Here is a 17,603-nt window from a genome sequence, read left to right on the forward strand (position 1 = left end):
CCGGGTCGGTTCAGTCGCCGAGGTCGACCGCGAGCACGAGGACCGGCGTGAGCGCAGCCCGCTCGACGACGATCGACGGACCGGCCGAGTCCACGATCACTCCGGCGATGTCGGCGTGGCTCGTGAGGACCTTCGCCAGCTGCTCCGGCGCGAACGGGAGCGGACGGTCGCCGCGTCCGAGCGCGATGACCTCGAGCGGGTGCGAGAACAGCTGCAGGAACCGACGTCCGTCGGTCGTCTGCGCTTCGGCGATACCGACGGGGCCACCGCCGGAGCCGTCGTTGACCGCGACCCACATCCGCGTGGTCGCAAGGGCTTCGCCGACCTTGACGACGGAATCCTGTTCCCGGGGAGCGGCGAGGATGCTCTTCACCGTCATGTCGACATCGGCCTGCTCGAGCGTCTTCTGCAGCAGCTCCGTCGGGAACACCACCCGATGCGGGGCCGACGCGTTGTCGACGATGAGGCCGGCGAAATCTCCGGACACGACCTGCTGCAGGACCGAGGTGACGGGCTGGGCCACCGCCGAGGTCGACGACGGGTCCGCTTCGAGCTGCACGGAATCACGTACCGCGCCGGCCGAGCTGAACGCCAGCATGTACTGGTTGTCTTCACTGTCGCGGACGACGGCGACGGAGAGCGCCTTCCCTTCGCTGATCTGGGCACGCGCATCGCCGTTCACGCGGATGTAGAGGTGTCCCTGAAGAGCCTGACGCATGACGCCGAGGAGCTGGTCGTTGGTCGCGCCCGCCTCGATCTCGCTGAGGGCCTCACGCAGGAGGACATTGTCCTTCATGCCGGCGACGGTCTCGGTCTGCTCCGGCGGCAGCACGGAGGCCAGAGGCAGGCGCCGCTCCTGGGGCGTCTCGGGCTGAACGGGCGGAGAGGGAGAAGCCTGCGGCGCGGCGGGCGCCGCCGAGACGGACGGGGCGTCGGAGCTCGAAGGACCGTCGGACGTCGGAAGGGAGACCTCGGGGCCGGCCTCAGCACCGACGCCCCGGAACGCCTGCACCGAGATCCCGATCGAGGGCGCTTCGACGGGCTGCTCGGCGGTCGGGCTCTCTGACGTCGTGTGCTCTCCGGCGACCGCGCCCGCACCGTTCTGCGTGGTGTCGTTCGGCGTGGTGTCGTTCGGCGCGCTATCGCTCGCGACAGCCTCGGCGGTGGGGGCGACGACATCGTCACCGGACTTCTTGCGGCGGGAGAAGAGGGCCATATGAGCCAGCCTAACCGGCAATCCGGTCGGTGTTTCGCCGAGGCGGAAACACCTGCGGTGGGCTAGATCTTCTCGATCGGCGCGACCTTGATGAGGAGCTTCTTCTGCCCCGCCGAGTCGAATCGCACGTGAGCGATGCGCTTGGCGCCCTCGCCCGTCACCGCATCCACCCGCCCTTCGCCGAAGTCGACGTGACGGATGCGGTCGCCGGCGGCGAGCTCGAGATCACCGTTGTCGCGCATCTTGGCCGTGACCCGGTTGGGGAACTTGTCCATCGCCGTCGACAGCGGCTTCAGGGAGTCTCGACCCGGCAGCGACTTCACCGCGAAACGATCGCCCGAGCCCGAGCCGCCGAAGCCGCCCTGGCGACGCGCGTTCAGTGCGCGCGACTGCATCCCCCCGCGCGAGTTCACGTCGCCCGGAGACTGTCGCCAGTCGATCAGGCCCGCCGGGATCTCCTGCAGGAAGCGGCTGGGCATCGCCACCGTGACCTCGCCGAACTGCGCCCTCGTCATCGCGAGAGAGAGGTGCAGACGCTTGCGCGCACGCGTGATGCCCACGTAGAAGAGACGGCGTTCCTCCTGCGGTCCCCCGGGCTCGCCGGCCGAGATGCGGTGCGGGATGAGATCTTCCTCGACGCCCGTGACGAACACGGCGTCATACTCCAGGCCCTTCGCCGTGTGCATGGTCATGAGCGAGACCGAGCCCGACTCGTCGTCGAGGTCATCGGCATCGGAGACCAGAGCGACCTCGGTGAGGAAGTCGACGATCGTGCCCTCCGGGTTGTTGCGCGCGAAATCACGAGCCACCGCGACGAATTCGTCGAGGTTCTCCACGCGCGCCTCGTCCTGAGGGTCGCGGCTCGCACGCAGGGCGTCGAGGTATCCGCTCTTGCCCAGCAACAGGCTCAGGCCGTCGGCCACCGCGGTGGGGGGAGGCAGCTCGCCGCTCGCGGGGGTCAGGATGGCGGCGGCTTCGGCGAGCACCGCGTCGAGCTGCCCGATCGCCGTCTGGATCTTCGGCCCGACCCCGAGCTGACCCGGCATCGACAGTGCATCGCGGAAGCTGATCCCGTGCTCCTCGGCGAACCGTGCGATGGCCGTCTCCGTGACGTCGCCGATGCCGCGCCTGGGCTTGTTCAGGATGCGGCGCACCGACATCTCGTCGGCCGGGTTCGCGACGGCGACGAGGTAGGCGAGCGCGTCCTTGATCTCGGCGCGATCGTAGAACTTGGTGCCGCCCATGATCTTGTACGGCACCGCCGAGCGGATGAAGATCTCCTCCAGCGCACGGGACTGCGAGTTGGTGCGGTAGAACACCGCCATCTCGGAGTAGGGCATGCCGGCGCGGTGCAGGGCCTCGACCTCGTCAGCCACGAACTGCGCCTCATCGTGCTGCGAGTAGCCGGTGAAACCGATGATGGGATCGCCGTCGCCCTTGTCGCTCCAGAGCTTCTTGTCCTTGCGATCGAAGTTGTTGCCGATCACCGCGTTCGCCGCCGACAGGATGTTCTGCGTCGAGCGGTAGTTCTGCTCGAGCAGCACGACGCGGGCGCCGGGGAAGTCACGCTCGAACTCGCTGATGTTGCGGATGTCCGCGCCGCGGAACGCGTAGATCGATTGATCGGAGTCGCCGACCACGGTGAGCGAGGCACCGGGTTCGCCGGCGTCTGCCGTGGGGGCGGGATCGGGCTCGAAGATCATCATGCCGTTGGAGGCATACGGATCCGGCGCGGCACCGGCAGCACCGGACACGGGGCGCGTGAGCTCGTGGATCAGCGAGTACTGCGCGTGGTTCGTGTCCTGGTACTCGTCGACCAGGATGTGACGGAAACGACGACGGTAGGTGTCGGCGACCTGCGGGAACGCTCGGAACAGATACACGGTCTGCCCGATGAGGTCATCGAAGTCGAAGGCGTTGGCCTTCTGCAGCTGCCGTTGGTAGTCGGCGAAGACCTCGACGAAGACGCGCTCGGCCGGGTCGCTCATGTTGGCCTGACGCGCATACGACTCGGCGTCGGACAGCTCGTTCTTCAGCTTCGAGATGCGCGACTGCACGGACGCGGGTGTGAGCCCGTAGGCATCGGCCTCGTGCTCTTTGACCAGGCGCTTGAGGAGAGCCCGCGAATCGCCCGAATCGTAGATGGTGAACGACTTCGTGTACCCGAACTGCTCGGCCTCGCGACGCAGGATGCGCACGCACGCGGAGTGGAACGTGGAGATCCACATGCCACGGGCGGCATCGCCGATCAGCCCTTCGACACGCTCGCGCATCTCGCCCGCGGCCTTGTTGGTGAAGGTGATCGCGAGGATCTGGCTCGGCCATGCCTCTCGGGCCCGCAACAGCGAGGCGATGCGGCGGGTGAGCACGCTCGTCTTGCCCGATCCGGCGCCCGCGACGATGAGCAGCGCCGGGCCGCGGTAGGTGACGGCCTCGAGCTGCTGAGGGTTGAGGCCGGCGAGGAGATCGTCCTGCCCCGGGGCTCCCGACGAGCGAGGACCGGCGGTGGAGGGGACGATGAGAGGAGCTTCGGTCATGGCCCTATGAGTCTAGGCGTCGGCACCGACACCGCGGCACGGCCTCGCGCCGTCCGGAGGCCTGCTCACGACGCGGCGTCCCGAGCAGGCTACCGGGTCTCCAGCGCGAGACGTCCGGCCAGGAGCACGTACGTCGCGGCGAAGGAGCGGCGCAGCCACGTCATGACCCTCGGTCGCCCCAGCACCTGGGCGCGCATGGTGGCCGCGAAGACGCCGTACAGCGCGAAGACCACGAACGTGAGCGCCATGAACACCAGGCTGAGCCCGACCATCTGCCAGGTGCCGTTCGGCGTCTGGGCCGGGACGAACTGGGGCAGGAAGGCGAAGAAGAAGATCGTGAGCTTGGGATTGAGCACGTTGATGAGGACAGCGGTGCGGATCACACGCCAGGACGACAGCGGGGCGACGCTCTCGTCGGCCTGGATCAACGACTTGTCCCTCATGGTCTGCCAGGCGAGGAACAGCAGATAGGCGATGCCGAGCCACTTGATGGTCTCGAACGCGACCGCGGAGGCGTTCAGGATCGCTGCGAGCCCCGTGATCGCGGCGATCATGTGCGGGATGACACCGAGGGTGCAGCCGAACGCGGCGATGACGCCCGCTCGGCGTCCTCGCGAGATGCCCGCCGCTATCGAGTAGACGGCACCGGTCCCCGGCGTCGCGACGATCACCAGGGTGGTCAGCAGGAATGCGATGCTCATCGACGGCCCTCCGCGTGCGGTCCTTCCGCGCCTCCCCCATGTCTAGCGGTGCCGGGGCCCGCGCGCATCCTCCATTGCAGATGATCCACGCGGAGCGGCGGGCACGTGACCGTCCGGCCATGGGAGGGCGCACACGAGCGCACGCGCGCGCCCCCTCCCATGGCTCATGCCGTGCGCTTGCGCCGCACGGCCACCGCACCGGCGGTGAGCAGCATCAGCGCCAGTGCGAGGGCGGCGACGGGGAGTTCCGCACCGGTCGTCGCCAGCCCACCGGCCCCTGCCCCTGCCCCTGCCCCTGCCCCGGCCCCGGCCCCGGCACCGGCCCCGTTACCCGCCGCGACGCGGAGGTCCGCCCAACCGAGGAGCGCGCCGCTCGCATCGAACACCGCGATCCTGTGCGCGCCGAGCGGAGCGTCCGCCGGGACGGTCACCGAGATGGTGCCCGCGTCCGTGAGCGTCCCCGACGCGATCCGCGTCGGGTCGGAGTACATCCACACCGACACGTCCGTTCCCGCGCCGCCGGCCCCGACCGTGATCGTGACCTTCTGCCCGCGGGTCGCGACCGACGGGTCCACCGTCAGACCGTGGCGATTGTCGTCGACGAGGCCGGTGCCGGGGAGCGGCGGGGTCTCGCCGCCGGGGGTGCCGTCGTCGACTCCCGGCAGCGTTCCCGTGCGCAGCGCCTCGGAGGCGAACCCGTCGGCGAACCACCACACCGGGCGCTGTCCGTCGACCGACAGCGAGGCCGGCGCGGTCGCGAAGCCCTCGTTGTTGATGTCGGGCATCCCGGCAGGGCGGGCGTAGTGCACGAGGCTCGGCTGCCCGGTGCCGTTCAGCGTGATCTCGGCGGAGCGGCCCTGGCAGCCGTCGTCGCACACGGCCCACAGGGTGTTGCGCACGGTGTCGTAGTCGAGCGCCATGACTCCGGTGAGACCGGGAGCGATCTCCGACACGAGCGTCGCGGAGCCGTCGGCCCCGAGGGCGAATGCGTAGACGTGACCGTTGTCCTCGACCGCGACGAAGAACAGCCCGTCACCGTGACCGGCGTAGTCCCTCGGGTCGTACGCCGCACCCGTCCTGTCATCGAAGAGCTTTCCGGCGAGCGCGGCATCCGGCACCCACTGCACGGCCTCCATGCCGAGGTTCGCCCCGACGGCAGGAAGCAACGCGGTCAGATCCCATTCCTGCTGGGCGACGAGATCGCCGTCCGAGGCCTCGGGGTCGACCTTCAGCACCACGTTCTGGGTCACGCCCTTGGCGCTGTTGTCGCGTTCGGACGCCACGTAGACGAAGCCGTCTCCGTCGACCGTGATGCCTTCGGTGTCGGGGCCCGCGGCTCCCGGGTTCGCGGCGTCCTTCTGGAAGCGCACGCGCTTGCCCGCATCCCACCCTTCCGCCTTCTCGACCGAGCCGTCGGCGTGCGCATCGAGCTTCCAGATGCGGCCTTCACCGTTGTCGACAGCCCAGAGGAAGGCGCCGTCGGCGGTCTCCTGCACGTCGAGGCCCGAACTGTCCTCGAGGAACGTGGGGATGCCGTCCACCACGCGCACCTCGGCAGAGCCGGGCCACGGCGACACGGCGACCTCGCCGGGGCACACGTTCGCGGTGCCCTTCGTGGGCGCTGCGGTGACAGCGAACGCGCCGGTCGTGTCGGGGCAACGCCCCCAGGTGGTGGCGGCGTGGCCCGCGCCCCAGGTGGTCTCGTCCACGAGCAGGTCGCCGTCGAACACCCGCACCGCATCGCCGTCACCGAGACCGAAGCCGAACTGCGCCCGCTCGATCACGAGGTACTCCCCCGCGCCGAGGAGGGTTCCGGCCGGGATCGCGTACGCGTGGGTGTCGTCGTCGTCCTTCACCACGATGCCCGACACATCGAGCGCCGTGCTCGTCGGGTTCACGAGCTCCACCCAGTCGTCGGGCGAGCCGCCGTCGGATTCGACCTCGTTGATGCGCACGGGGTTGCCGCAGGCGTTGCGCAGCCCCTTGGTCGAGACCGCGATGTCGACGAAGTCGCCGGTGCCGTCGGCGCAGCGGGCGAGGACCCCTGTGGCATGCGCGGCGTACACGTGCTCATCGACCGTGTTGCCGTTCGCGTCGCGGATCGACACGGTATCGCCGTTACCGAGACCGAAGACGAAGTTCGCCGGCTGGTCGAAGACGAAGTAGCCTCCGGGCTGCAGGATCGTGCCTGCGGGCAACGGAGTGGTTTCACCGGCGTGGCCGACGGGGTCGCTGTCCATCACGGTCCAGCCGGAGAGATCCACCGCCGTGCTGCCGGTGTTGACGACCTCGACCCAATCTGTGGTGTCGCCGTTCGACTCGATCTCGTTGATCACGACGTCGGGCATGACGCACGAGTTCGTGGCGCCCGGGGTCGGGTGCGCGAGCACGAAGGAGCCGACGCCGTCAGGGCAGCGCGCCAGGGTGGCCGCGGCGAAGTCGCCGTCGATCGCCGCGTGCCCCTGCCACGGGAGCGTGTCGTCGATCATCGCGCCCGAGGTGTCGTAGAGGCGGATGCGGTCGGCGCTGCCGATGCCGATCGGCTCGCGGAATGCGGCCTCGACGCCTCCGGAGACTCCGACCGTACCCTCTTCGACCACGAGGAACTGTCCCGCGCCGATCTGCGTTCCCGGGAGGAACTGCCAGCGGTGATCGTCCGAGTTGTCCCGGATCTCGTAGCCCGAGATGTCGAGCGCAGCGGTGCCGGGGTTGTGGAACTCCACCCAGTCGGCCGGCTGCGAGTCGACCTCGTTGATCACGATCGAACCGGCGACAGGAGCAACCGTGCAATCGTTCGCAGCGCCGGGCGTCACCTGCGTCGCCGGCGCCCAGGCACCCGTGCCGTCAGGGCAGCGCGCCCACACCGACAGCGGCGCGGTGTTCGCATACGCATAGGAGTCGACCTCGGTGCCGTCCGGGTCGAAGAGCACGACCTCGTCGCCCTTGCCGAGCCCGAACGCGAAGTCGACGTCCTTCACCAGCACCAGGAACTCCCCCGGGGCGAGCGACGTGCCATCCGGGGCCGCGCCGAAGGTGTCGCGCTTCTCGTCCGCGATCTTCCACCCCGCGAGATCGACCACCTCGGTCCCGGCGTTGTAGATCTCGACCTGGTCGGCGAGGCCGGTCGCCGCGTCGTCGTAGACGATCTCGTTCAGGACGAGACTCGGAGCGGTCGACGTCGCCACGGACGGGCGGATGCCGGGGTCGGCGCCGATCGCGGCGATGGGAGTGGCGAGCAGGGCGGCGGCGCTCAAGGCGCACACCGCCGTGACCGCCGCTGCACGGTGCAGGCGGGGCATGGAGGACTCCTGGGTGGCTGGGCCGGCAGACCCCAGGGTGCAGGGCCGGACCGGAGGGGGGACTCAGTCGGGTACCCGCCCAGACCACCGACCCCACGTGGCCGCAGAGGATCCGCCGAGTGCACGGCAGATGAACGGAAGGTGGCCATCCGCTGCCCACGTCTTCGCCGTTCCCGGTTCCCGTCCCGGTCCCACTTGCCGCCGCATCAGAGCGTCCGGAACGGCGGGTGGTGCGACCGGAACGTGCCCGAGGGGAAGAGCCTCAGGCGATGCGCGTGCCCGGGGGCAGCCGGCGAGCCGGCGTCCGCGTGCGCGCCCATGCCCCCGCGAACAGCGAACCCGCGATGACGATCTGCACCCCCAGGCCGACGAACCAGCTCGGCACCGTCGAGTCGATCACCTCTTGGGGTGTGCGGTACCCGCCACCGGGGTCGCACTCGTCCCAGCGCTGTTCCAAGGGCGAGAGCTGCGCGCTGCGCAATCCGTACTTGATCTGACCGAACATGTCGACGGGATAACCCCCCGTCGCGTACTCGGTCGGGGTCGCGTCGGCGAGCACGACGAACGGGTTCGCGGCGAGCGTCCACCACATCAGATCGAACCGAGGCACATCCTGGGTGCTGTTCACCTCCCAGCGATCACAGTCCGGCGTGCCGTTCGCGTCGTACGGGCGCGAGTACACGGTCGCTTCGCTGCGCACCGCCATGCCGCCGAGTCCGAACACGATGAGCGTTCCGAACACGAGCGCGGCGACGACCAGGTAGGTCGTCGCGACCGAGAACAGCGGACGCGCGATGAGTCCGCTCAACCCCACTCCGATCGCGGCCACGATGATGATCTCGGCCGCGAGCACGAGCAGGGAGATGAGCAGCACGGCCGGGTTCGCTCCCCCACCCAGCAACGACAGGGCCAGGAACGGCACCGCGACCACCAGGAAGGCGCCGCCGGTCGCCACGGCCGCGACGAGCTTGCCGAGCATGATGTCGCCGGTCGACGCGGCGGTCACCTGCACGGCCGCGAGCGTCGCGGCATCACGATCCCCGTTGATCGCGTTGCCGCTGAGCGTCGGCGACACCAGCACGACCAGCAGCAGCACGATGTTGACGACGATCGAGTAGACGCCGGCACCGACCGCATCGCCCCAGGAGTACACGGCGAACGAGAGCCCCGTGACCCCGAGCAGCACCAGGGCGAAGACCCCGAGCAGCACATACCAGCCCACGCTGCGCAGGCGCTGGGTCAGTTCGAGTCGGGCGATGATGCCGATGTTCGCGAGGCTCATGCGCCCGCCTCCGTTCCGGTGGATGCCTGGGGTGGTGTCGCATGATGCAGGTTCAGGAACGTGTGCTCCAACTGGTTCTGCGCCGGAGCGAACTCCACGACCGGGAGCCCCGCCTCGATCAGATGTCGAAGGGCCTGTGCTGCGGCATCCTCTCCCTCGAATCCGACGAGCACCGCTCCACGATCCTGCGAGAGGGATTCGTGGGCGATACCGAGATTCGAGGCCACCTGCCAGGCATCGGCCTTCATCCGATCCTCGGTCGCACCGGCGAGACGCACCCGCCACGCGCGCAGCATGCTCCGCGCCGGTGCGGCATCGACGACGGCACCGGCGACGAGGAAGACCGCGTCGTCGACGACCTCTTCGAGCTCCGAGAGGATGTGGCTCGAGATCAGCACGGTGCGCCCCTCCGCCGCGAAACGGCGCAGCAGCACCCGCAGCTGCACCCGCGCCTCCGGATCGAGACCGGAAGCCGGTTCGTCGAGGAGCAGCACCTGCGGGTCGTTCACCAACGCGCGTGCCAGGCCCAGCTTCTGCTTCTGCCCTCGCGACAGCACCTTGGCCGGGGAGTCGGCGAGTTCGGTCAGCCCGACGAGGGCGAGCAGCTGCTCCGCACGGACCGCGGCCTGCGGCTTCTCGATGCCGTACAGGCGGGCGGTCGTGACGATGGTCTCCCGTGCGGTGAGCGACGGCCACGCACCGAGAGCGTCCGGCATCCATCCGAGCAGGCGTCGTGCGGCGAGCGGATCGACGGAGGGGTCGACGCCTCCGATGCTGATCGTCCCGGTGTCGGGAGCGAGGAGGGAGGCGAGCATCAGCAGCAGAGTGGTCTTGCCTGCTCCGTTCGGCCCCACGAGGCCGGTGACCCGGCCGGGCTCGGCCCGGAGAGTGGCGCCCCTCACCGCCTGCACCGTCCCGAACGCTCTGCTGACGTCTTGCACCACGATTCCGGTCATGCGGTCAGTCTGGCATCCGGAGTCCGTCGCCTCCGGGACCTCGGGGCGGATGCTCAGGCCCGGCCGCAGAGGGGTGACACAATCAGCTCATGCGCACGATCCTCAACATCATCTGGGTCATCCTCGCCGGCTGGGCCCTGTTCCTCGGGTACGTCCTCGCCGGCATCCTGCTGTGCATCCCGATCATCACGATCCCCTGGGCGATCGCCTCGTTCCGCATCGCCGCCTACGCGATCTGGCCGTTCGGCCGCGAGGTCATCAGCAAGCCCACCGCGGGTGTCGGGTCGTTCCTCGGCAACGTGCTGTGGGTGATCCTGGCCGGCTGGTGGCTCGCGATCGGACACATCGTGTCCGGAATCCTGCTCTGCATCACGATCATCGGCATCCCGATGGGCATCGCCGACTTCAAGATGGTCCCGATCTCGCTCATGCCGCTGGGCAAGGAGATCGTCTCCACCCGCCGCGGCGCCTTCGACCGCACCCTCTGAGCGGGAATCCGCCGACACGGGCCCCATTCACACCGGCCCCTCTACACTGGGCCGATGGATGCCGCCCGTCTGATCGCCTGGGATCAGGAGCTCCGGTCGGCGCACTCCCGTCTGCGTGCCGCCCTCGCCGCCACGCGCGACGCCCTCGACCAGGGCACGGACGTCCCCGATGCCACATCGGAACTCGTGCTCTACTGCGTCGGATTCTGCGCCGCCCTCGACGGCCACCACGGCGCCGAGGATCGGCAGCTCTTCCCTGCTCTGCGCGCGGAGCATCCGGAGCTCGGCGGGATCATCGACAAGCTGATGCAGGACCACTCGATGCTCGCCCACCTGCTCGCCTCGCTGCGCGGTGCAGCCGAGCGCGGCGACGATGCGACCGCGATCGGCGGTCACCTCGACGGGATCGCCGCGATCATGGAATCCCACTTCCGTTTCGAGGAACGCGAGATCCTCGAGCCCCTGCGCGCCCTGATGCTCGAGAGCGACGTGCAGAGCGTGCTCGGACCGCTCTGACGCCGCGGACCTGCGCGACCGCATCAGCTGCGGAAGAAGGCGACGCCCAGATCCGGATGATCGACGAACACGCCATCCACGCCCTGACGTGCGATGACGCCCCACTCCGCCTCGTAGTCGCCGTAGGCGCCGCGCCCACCCCGGCCGCGGAACTCCGCCGCGAGGAAGGCGTTCTCCGGCCGGCACGTCCATGTGAAGACCTGCAGACCTCGTGCATGCGCATCCGCGACGATCGTGTTGCCCCGGTCGAGCAGCATCTTCTTGCTCACGCTGATGCCGTCGACCTGTCCGACGAGGGCGTCGAGCCCCTCCGGGGTGACGGTCTCCCTGTACGTGCGGGCGTGCGTGCCCTCGGCCACCAGGAGGTCGTACGGACGCCCCGACGCCTCGATCAGGTAGATGTACGATGCGGAGATCCCGCGTTCCCGCAGCTGCCCGAGCACGGTCGACTCGAAGCACTCGATCACCAGCGGCAGCTCCCCCTCGGCCCATCCGGCGTCGCGCAGCTCGCGGTCGATGAGGGGGGCCAGGTCGAGGCCGATGCTCGCGAAGTACGTGGCGTGCTTGACCTCGAGCACCACGCCGATCTCGCGTCCATGCTCCGCCGATCCGTCGCGCACGATGTCGAGCACATCGCGCAGGCGCAGGATCTGCTGGGCGCCGTCGAAGCTCGCGCTCGATGCCCGCACCTCGGGCAGCCGCTCGCGGATGCGCAGGGTCGACAGCTCGTCCCAGGTGAAGTCTTCGCTGAACCATCCGGTCAGCGCCTGCCCGTCGACGCGCTTCGTCGTCTTGCGGTCGGCGAACTCCGGATGTTCCGCCACGTCGGTCGTGCCCGAGATCTCGTTCTCGTGCCGCACGATGAGCACGCCGTCCTTGGTCGCCACGACGTCGGGTTCGACCGCATCCACCCCCATGGCGAGAGCGAGCTCATAGGAGGAGCGGCTGTGCTCCGGGCGATAGCCGGGCGCACCGCGGTGCCCGATGACGAGGGGGGATTTCCTGGGCACGCTCTCAGCGTAGAACACCCCGGCGGTGCGCCCTCCCGAGTATCGTGGAGGAAAGAGACCTACTACCCCCCTTTGGAGTGAGGCCCACCAATGAGCAACTTCGCTTTCAACAACCCTGCTTTCCAGCAGCAGGACCCGCGCAACGTCGCGACGTACCCGGGCGGACCTCAGGCTGCCCAGGGCGCGCAGAACGCCTCGCTCCAGCACGGGGCGATGGACGCTGCGGCCAACGCACAGCTCGAGGGCATGTACGCCGCCCCGCCGGCCGGAGCGATCGAGACCGACCGCATGTCGGTCGAGGACACGGTCTGGAAGACGGCCGGCCTGTTCGGCATCCTGCTCGTCACCGCCGCGATCGGCTGGGTGCTGACGCTCGGCGGCCTGGACGTGCCGCGATATGACCCGTACAACTCCGCGCCCGTCAGCATGCTGCCGTGGATCGTCGGCGCCCTCGGCGGCTTCGTGCTCGCGATGGTCATCACCTTCACGTCGCGCAAGAAGGTCCGGCCCGCGCTGATCTTCGCCTACGCCGCGTTCGAGGGCCTCTTCATCGGTGGCATCTCGGCGTTCTTCGAGGTCATCTACCCCGGCATCGTCTTCCAGGCGACGCTCGCGACCGTCTCGGTCGTCGGGGTGACCCTGGCTCTCTTCGCGAGCGGCAAGATCCGCGCGTCGAAGAAGGCGACGAAGATCTTCATGATCGCGATGATCGGCTACCTGGTCTTCTCGCTGCTGAACCTGGTCCTCATGTGGACCGGCGTGCTGCCCCAGGGCCAGGCCTTCGGCCTGCTGAGCGCCAACATCTTCGGCATCCCGCTCGGTGTCATCATCGGCGTGCTCGTCGTCATCATGGCGGCGTACTCGCTCGTGCTCGACTTCGATCAGATCCAGCAGGGCGTCCGCAACGGTGCTCCCCGCAAGTACGGCTGGCTCGGCGCCTTCGGCATCATGGTCACGGTCGTCTGGCTCTACGTCGAGATCCTGCGCATCATCGCGATCGTCCGCGGCAACAACTGACCGCGAACCGATCCGACCGCGTCGAGAGGCCCGTCTCCCCTGGGGAGGCGGGCCTCTTCGCACATCCAGGCATGTGTGCGCAAGGGGTTGGCACGCGAGCAGCGATGTCGGCACTCTGGATACCAGAAGCCCCGGCACCCCGGGGCTCCCGATCCACAGGAGCTGACCATGAGTTTTCTCGGCTTTCTTCTTCTCGGCCTCATCGCCGGAGCCATCGCCAAGCTGATCCTTCCCGGCAAGCAGGGCGGCGGCTGGTTCATCACGCTGCTCCTCGGCGTCGTGGGCGCACTGCTCGGCGGCTGGCTCGGCAGTCTGATCCTCAACCGTCCGCTCACCGAGTTCTGGGACCTCGGCACCTGGCTCCTCGCCATCGCCGGTTCCATCATCGTGCTCCTGATCTACGGCCTGATCGCCGGTCGCGGCCAGAAGGCGCGCAGCTGACGGCATCCGCCGTCGACGCCACGCGCGTCACCCTGATGCCCGTCCCCTTCGGATGCCTCGCGCACCCGAAGGGGGCGGGTCATTTCTGTGCCCCTCGTGCCTTCCGCTCCAGCAGCGATCTCTCCCGATCATTGCCGGCGAGTCCGGCGGCGACGGTGAACTCGCTCCGGGCTTCCTCCTCGCGCCCGAGCCGACGCAACAGTTCGCCGCGCGTCGCGGGCAGCAGGTGGTAGCCGCGCAAGGCGCCCGAACTCGACAGCTGGTCGATGATGAGCAGAGCGGACGCCGGCCCGGTCCCCATCGCCACCGCAGCCGCTCGGTTGAGCTCGACCACCGGCGACGGAGCGAGCCGCCCGAGCGCCTCGTAGAGCAGCACGATCCGTTCCCAGTCGGTCTCCTCGACAGACGCCGCCACGGCATGGCACTCGGCGATCGCCGCCTGCAGCCCATAGGCACCGCGCCCGCGTCCGAGAGCATCGGCGGTCGCCAGCGATGCACGTCCACGCGAGATGCGGCCACGATCCCAGCGCCGACGGTCCTGATCGGCAAGCAGCACCGGGTCGCCGTGTCGATCAACGCGCGCCCCGAATCGCGCGGCCGTCAGCTCCATCAGCGCCAGCAGGCCGTGCACCTCGGGTTCCTGCGGCATCAGCGCGGCGAGCACGCGCCCGAGACGGATGGCCTCGTCACTCAGCTCGGGGCGCATCCAGTCGGGTCCGCTGCTCGCGGCGTGGGCCTCGTTGAAGATCAGATACAGCACGCCGAGGATCGCACCGATGCGCGGCGCACGCTCCTCGCGCGAAGGCACCTCGAACGGGACGTTGGCGGCGGAGAGCGTCTTCTTCGCCCGCACGATGCGCTGCTGCACGGTGGCGGTCGGCACGAGGAACGCGCGGGCGATCTCCTCGCTGGAAAGCCCACCCACCACCCGCAGCGTCAGGGCGACCTGCGCCTCTTTCGAGAGCACGGGGCGGCAGGAGATGAAGATCAGGCGCAGCACGTCATCATCGACGGCGTCCGGATCCCACAGCAGGTCTCGCCCCTCCCGCTGCTCCTGCTCCAGGTCGTGTGCGAGAAGGGCGACCCGCTCGTCCAGACGCTCCTGTCGACGCCACCGATCGATGGCCTTGCGTTTCGCGACCGCGGTCAGCCAGGCCCCGGCGTTGCGCGGGACGCCGTCGACCGGCCACTGCCGCAACGCATCCACCAGCGCCTCCTGAGCCAGGTCCTCCGCGAGGCCGAAGTCACCGACCATGCGCGTCAGAGCTCCGACGATGCGGGCGGACTCGATCCGCCACACGGCGGCGACGGCGCGCTCCGCAGACCCGGTATCGGGAGTGGAACGCGCCGTCTCGCTGTGTGGGGAAGAGTCCATCACTGCTGTGCCATCACTGCTGTGCCATCACTGCTGTGCCGCGCGCTGAGCTGCTTCCTCGCGCCAGCCCTCTTCCTTCTGGATCCACTCGTTGTCCGCCGGGAAGTCCTCGACGCCGGTCACGCGACGCACTTCGAGGAACGAGCCGGCGCCGAGAGGCGCACGGCTGGCCCACTCGGCTGCCTCCTCGCGCGTGGGGACCTCGATGATCCAGAAGCCGTTGAACAACTCCTTCGTCTCGCCGTAGGGGCCGTCGGTGATGAGCGGCTTCTCGGCGCTGAAGTCGACCACGAAACCCTCGGCCGCATCGGTCAGGCCCTCGCCCGCGACGAGCACTCCGGCCTTGATCATCGACTCGTTGTACTTGCCCATGGCCTCGATGACCTGCTCGAAGGGCATGTCCTTGTAGGCCTCGACGGCCTCGTCGGTCGCGCGCATGATGAGCATGAACTTCATGATGTTCTCCTTGTTCGAAGGGCCGTCTCTCGACCCTCTCATCAATGACGTCGAACGGGAACGGCCCGGATCGACATCATCTCGGAATTCTTTCTGAAGAACTTCTCGGGGCGGTCGTAGACTCGCTCCCGTGACCGCCGCAGACCTCGTGCAGAGCATCCGATCCGCGCTCCGTGATGAGGCCGATCCGGAGCTGGCACCCGCGCAGCAGGCGTACATGAAGTCGGCGCTGCCCTTCCTCGGCGTACGTGTTCCCGGGGTGCGAGCCGTGGCGCGTGGGCTCGCGCGCGAGGTGACGGATACGGCGGTGTTGCGCGGTACGGCACTCGTGCTGTGGCGGGAGGCGGCGTTTCGCGAGGAGCGCTACGCCGCCAGTGCTCTGATGGCTCTGCGTCCGGTGCGAGCCCGACTCGACATGCTCGATGTGCATGAGGAGATGATCCGCACAGGAGCGTGGTGGGATCACGTCGACGAGGTCTCGCATCGGCTCACCGAGACGCTCGATGCGCACCCTGCCGAGATGACGCCGGTGCTGCGGACGTGGTCGCGCGACGACGACTTCTGGGTGCGCCGGGCGAGCATCATCTCCCAGCTCGGACGCAGAGGTGCCACCGATCGCGAGCTGCTCGCCACTGTGATCGAACCGAACCTCGCCGACACCGAGTTCTTCATCCGCAAGGCCATCGGTTGGGCACTGCGCGAGCTCGGCAAGACCGACCCGGCGTGGGTGCGAGCCTTCGTCGAGTCGCACGAGCTGTCGCCGCTCTCCCGCCGCGAGGCGCTCAAGCTGCTCTAGATCACGCTCCGGTCGCAGTTCCTGCCGCGCGGGCCGCCGCGAGGCGACAGAAAGTGCGACCGGAGCGGTCAGGCGACGCGGTCAGCCGACGCGGTCAGGCGACGCGGTCAGGCGACGCGGTCAGACGCGACGGGACGGGCGCGCGGCGACGTCGGCGATCGCCGCGGTCAGGGCGTCGAGCGAACGCTGCGGGCTCCAGGCCGCAGCGACCGACGGGGCCTCGGCGCTCAGCGCCGCGAGCCGATCGGGGTCGGTCAGCAGCGCGCGGATCGCCTCGCCCAGCGCCTCGACGTCGCCGCTCGGGACCAGGACGCCACCGCCCTGTTCCAGCACGTCACGGATGCCGTAGCGGGCGTCGTATGACACGACAGGGGTCCCATGCAGGAGTGCCTCGACGATCGACAACGGCTGGCCCTCGAAGGCGGTGGCCGTGACGATCATCGACGCCCGATCGAGCACGGTGCCGGGCGAATCTGTGTAACCCGCGAGCAGCACGCGGTCCCCCGCGCCGAGCTCCTCGATCAGCGCGCGCAGCCGATCCTCTTCGGGCCCGCCGCCCCAGATCTCCATCCGGGTCCCGGCGACGTCCGCGGCGAGGAACGCCCGGATCGCCTGATCGATGCGCTTGCCTGGCGCGAGACGACCGAGCACGACGACGAGCCCGTCTTCGCGGAGGTCGTCCCGATGCTCCACCGGGGCGATCGGGTTCGGCACCACGACATGAGAAGCCGCGGAGCCGAAACGCGCCACGACATCGTCGCGCTGGGTGGTGGTCGGCCAGATGACGGCGTCGAAACGGCCGGTCAGCCGGAACCAGCGCGTCCAGAGCGTGTTCATCGGAGCATCCGGGGTGTACGGCGCCTCCACGTGCATGGTGTGGATCGGGTGGACGATGCGCACACGCGGATCGGACCAGTCGGCGATGAGCTCGCCGAGCTGCCGGGATTCGCAGATCACGACGATGAGGCGATCACCGAACGCGTCCGCGACGTGCTCGAGCCAGGCCCGGTAGAGCCCGCGGAACCCGTGCAGCGCCCCGACCACCTCGCCTGCGGCGTCGTAGACGAGAACGGGTTCCTCGGTCAGATGCCAGTCCGGATTGCCGGGGATGACCGGTAGCGCGGCGAACGGCCGGCCGTCGTCATCCGTCAGCACGCGGTACTCGACGTCGGGGTCGGCGGTCACCGCGGGGTCGGCGGCAGCGCGCAGCCAATCGGCCGCTCCCCCACCGGAATCCGTGGCCTCGTCGAACAGGTTGCGCATGCGTGAGGGGTCGACGAGCGCCCCCTGCTCCGCGAAGGTCCGACGGTGCGCGGCATGATCGGCAGCTGCCCCCGGGTCGAACGTGAGCAGCTGCGGACCCGCCCCCTTCGCGACCCCGGCCTCGGCGAGCTGCCGGGCACGTGTGAGCGTCGCGATCGTGTAGCCGCCGTCCATGCCCGGGATCAACCGACTGGACAGCACCACGTACTCGGCGTCGGGAAGCACCGGCGCCGCATCGGGGAGCATGGCG

At 69.2% G+C, this 17,603-nt stretch carries 15 protein-coding genes; 5 read left to right on the forward strand and 10 right to left on the reverse strand.

All coding sequences use genetic code 11. The features are described 5' to 3' along the window. Window positions 1–10: 10 nt before the first annotated feature. From GZ64_RS0112815 to GZ64_RS0112840, 6 genes are all read right to left on the reverse strand, one after another. On the reverse strand, window positions 11–1,216 hold the full coding sequence (locus tag GZ64_RS0112815) for an SseB family protein (RefSeq protein ID WP_029266960.1): 1,206 nt from the start codon (window positions 1,214–1,216) through the stop codon (window positions 11–13). 62 nt (window positions 1,217–1,278) lie between these two features. After that, window positions 1,279–3,753, reverse strand: a complete 2,475-nt coding sequence (locus tag GZ64_RS0112820; protein WP_029266962.1) for an ATP-dependent helicase — start codon at window positions 3,751–3,753, stop codon at window positions 1,279–1,281. An 89-nt stretch (window positions 3,754–3,842) separates the two neighbouring features. Beyond that, entirely contained in the window at window positions 3,843–4,454 is a 612-nt protein-coding gene (locus tag GZ64_RS0112825) for a LysE family translocator (RefSeq protein ID WP_029266964.1), read from the reverse strand. A 164-nt stretch (window positions 4,455–4,618) separates the two neighbouring features. Next, window positions 4,619–7,753, reverse strand: coding sequence for a lamin tail domain-containing protein (locus GZ64_RS0112830; RefSeq protein ID WP_029266970.1), 3,135 nt, complete (start codon window positions 7,751–7,753; stop codon window positions 4,619–4,621). 262 nt (window positions 7,754–8,015) lie between these two features. Then, entirely contained in the window at window positions 8,016–9,035 is a 1,020-nt protein-coding gene (locus tag GZ64_RS0112835) for an ABC transporter permease (RefSeq protein WP_029266973.1), read from the reverse strand. Beyond that, complete coding sequence (locus GZ64_RS0112840) at window positions 9,032–9,991, reverse strand: ABC transporter ATP-binding protein (protein WP_051668039.1); 960 nt, start codon at window positions 9,989–9,991, stop codon at window positions 9,032–9,034. Before GZ64_RS0112840 ends, GZ64_RS0112835 begins: the two co-directional genes overlap by 4 nt. An 89-nt stretch (window positions 9,992–10,080) precedes the next feature. Between GZ64_RS0112840 and GZ64_RS0112845 the strand changes: the two genes are divergently transcribed. Together GZ64_RS0112845 and GZ64_RS0112850 are read left to right on the forward strand one after the other, a co-directional pair. Beyond that, window positions 10,081–10,479 carry a YccF domain-containing protein gene (locus GZ64_RS0112845; RefSeq protein ID WP_021198881.1) on the forward strand — a complete coding sequence of 133 codons (399 nt, stop codon included), beginning with the start codon at window positions 10,081–10,083 and terminating at the stop codon, window positions 10,477–10,479. A gap of 54 nt (window positions 10,480–10,533) precedes the next feature. Further along, window positions 10,534–10,995 (forward strand): hemerythrin domain-containing protein, encoded by a 462-nt coding sequence (locus GZ64_RS0112850; RefSeq protein WP_029266975.1) that lies wholly within the window; start codon window positions 10,534–10,536, stop codon window positions 10,993–10,995. 23 nt (window positions 10,996–11,018) lie between these two features. On the opposite strand, the gene GZ64_RS0112855 is transcribed toward GZ64_RS0112850, so the two are convergent. Then, on the reverse strand, window positions 11,019–12,005 hold the full coding sequence (locus GZ64_RS0112855) for a glycerophosphodiester phosphodiesterase family protein (protein WP_029266976.1): 987 nt from the start codon (window positions 12,003–12,005) through the stop codon (window positions 11,019–11,021). 90 nt (window positions 12,006–12,095) lie between these two features. Here GZ64_RS0112855 and GZ64_RS0112860 point away from each other — a divergent pair, with 90 nt between their 5' ends. Further along, window positions 12,096–13,022 carry a Bax inhibitor-1/YccA family protein gene (locus GZ64_RS0112860; protein ID WP_029266978.1) on the forward strand — a complete coding sequence of 309 codons (927 nt, stop codon included), beginning with the start codon at window positions 12,096–12,098 and terminating at the stop codon, window positions 13,020–13,022. Between the two features lie 168 nt (window positions 13,023–13,190). Then, window positions 13,191–13,463, forward strand: a complete 273-nt coding sequence (locus tag GZ64_RS0112865; RefSeq protein WP_021198885.1) for a GlsB/YeaQ/YmgE family stress response membrane protein — start codon at window positions 13,191–13,193, stop codon at window positions 13,461–13,463. Window positions 13,464–13,542: 79 nt separating this feature from the next. On the opposite strand, the gene GZ64_RS0112870 is transcribed toward GZ64_RS0112865, so the two are convergent. Continuing rightward, entirely contained in the window at window positions 13,543–14,838 is a 1,296-nt protein-coding gene (locus GZ64_RS0112870) for an RNA polymerase sigma factor (protein ID WP_036331533.1), read from the reverse strand. A gap of 27 nt (window positions 14,839–14,865) precedes the next feature. Next, the gene (locus GZ64_RS0112875) at window positions 14,866–15,294 is read right to left on the reverse strand and encodes a YciI family protein (RefSeq protein WP_029266980.1); all 429 of its coding nucleotides are present in this window, start codon (window positions 15,292–15,294) and stop codon (window positions 14,866–14,868) included. Window positions 15,295–15,424: 130 nt separating this feature from the next. On the opposite strand from GZ64_RS0112875, the gene GZ64_RS0112880 reads away from it, so the two are divergent. Continuing rightward, a complete protein-coding gene (locus GZ64_RS0112880; RefSeq protein ID WP_029266981.1) occupies window positions 15,425–16,090 on the forward strand; it encodes a DNA alkylation repair protein in 666 nt (221 codons plus the stop codon). Between the two features lie 120 nt (window positions 16,091–16,210). Here GZ64_RS0112880 and GZ64_RS0112885 read toward each other — a convergent pair whose 3' ends face one another. After that, window positions 16,211–17,599 (reverse strand): glycosyltransferase, encoded by a 1,389-nt coding sequence (locus GZ64_RS0112885; protein ID WP_029266982.1) that lies wholly within the window; start codon window positions 17,597–17,599, stop codon window positions 16,211–16,213. Window positions 17,600–17,603: the final 4 nt, after the last annotated feature.

Source organism: Microbacterium sp. Cr-K32, assembly GCF_000708345.1.
GTDB classification, from domain to species: Bacteria; Actinomycetota; Actinomycetes; order Actinomycetales; family Microbacteriaceae; genus Microbacterium; species Microbacterium maritypicum_A.

Coding starts and splice junctions, on each gene's coding strand:
- GZ64_RS0112815 (WP_029266960.1), bottom strand. CDS start 1,216: ATGGCCCTCTTCTCCCGCCGCAAGAAGTCCGGTGACGATGTCGTCGCC.
- GZ64_RS0112820 (WP_029266962.1), bottom strand. CDS start 3,753: ATGACCGAAGCTCCTCTCATCGTCCCCTCCACCGCCGGTCCTCGCTCG.
- GZ64_RS0112825 (WP_029266964.1), bottom strand. CDS start 4,454: ATGAGCATCGCATTCCTGCTGACCACCCTGGTGATCGTCGCGACGCCG.
- GZ64_RS0112830 (WP_029266970.1), bottom strand. CDS start 7,753: ATGCCCCGCCTGCACCGTGCAGCGGCGGTCACGGCGGTGTGCGCCTTG.
- GZ64_RS0112835 (WP_029266973.1), bottom strand. CDS start 9,035: ATGAGCCTCGCGAACATCGGCATCATCGCCCGACTCGAACTGACCCAG.
- GZ64_RS0112840 (WP_051668039.1), bottom strand. CDS start 9,991: ATGACCGGAATCGTGGTGCAAGACGTCAGCAGAGCGTTCGGGACGGTG.
- GZ64_RS0112845 (WP_021198881.1), top strand. CDS start 10,081: ATGCGCACGATCCTCAACATCATCTGGGTCATCCTCGCCGGCTGGGCC.
- GZ64_RS0112850 (WP_029266975.1), top strand. CDS start 10,534: ATGGATGCCGCCCGTCTGATCGCCTGGGATCAGGAGCTCCGGTCGGCG.
- GZ64_RS0112860 (WP_029266978.1), top strand. CDS start 12,096: ATGAGCAACTTCGCTTTCAACAACCCTGCTTTCCAGCAGCAGGACCCG.
- GZ64_RS0112865 (WP_021198885.1), top strand. CDS start 13,191: ATGAGTTTTCTCGGCTTTCTTCTTCTCGGCCTCATCGCCGGAGCCATC.
- GZ64_RS0112870 (WP_036331533.1), bottom strand. CDS start 14,838: ATGGACTCTTCCCCACACAGCGAGACGGCGCGTTCCACTCCCGATACC.
- GZ64_RS0112875 (WP_029266980.1), bottom strand. CDS start 15,294: ATGAAGTTCATGCTCATCATGCGCGCGACCGACGAGGCCGTCGAGGCC.
- GZ64_RS0112885 (WP_029266982.1), bottom strand. CDS start 17,599: ATGCTCCCCGATGCGGCGCCGGTGCTTCCCGACGCCGAGTACGTGGTG.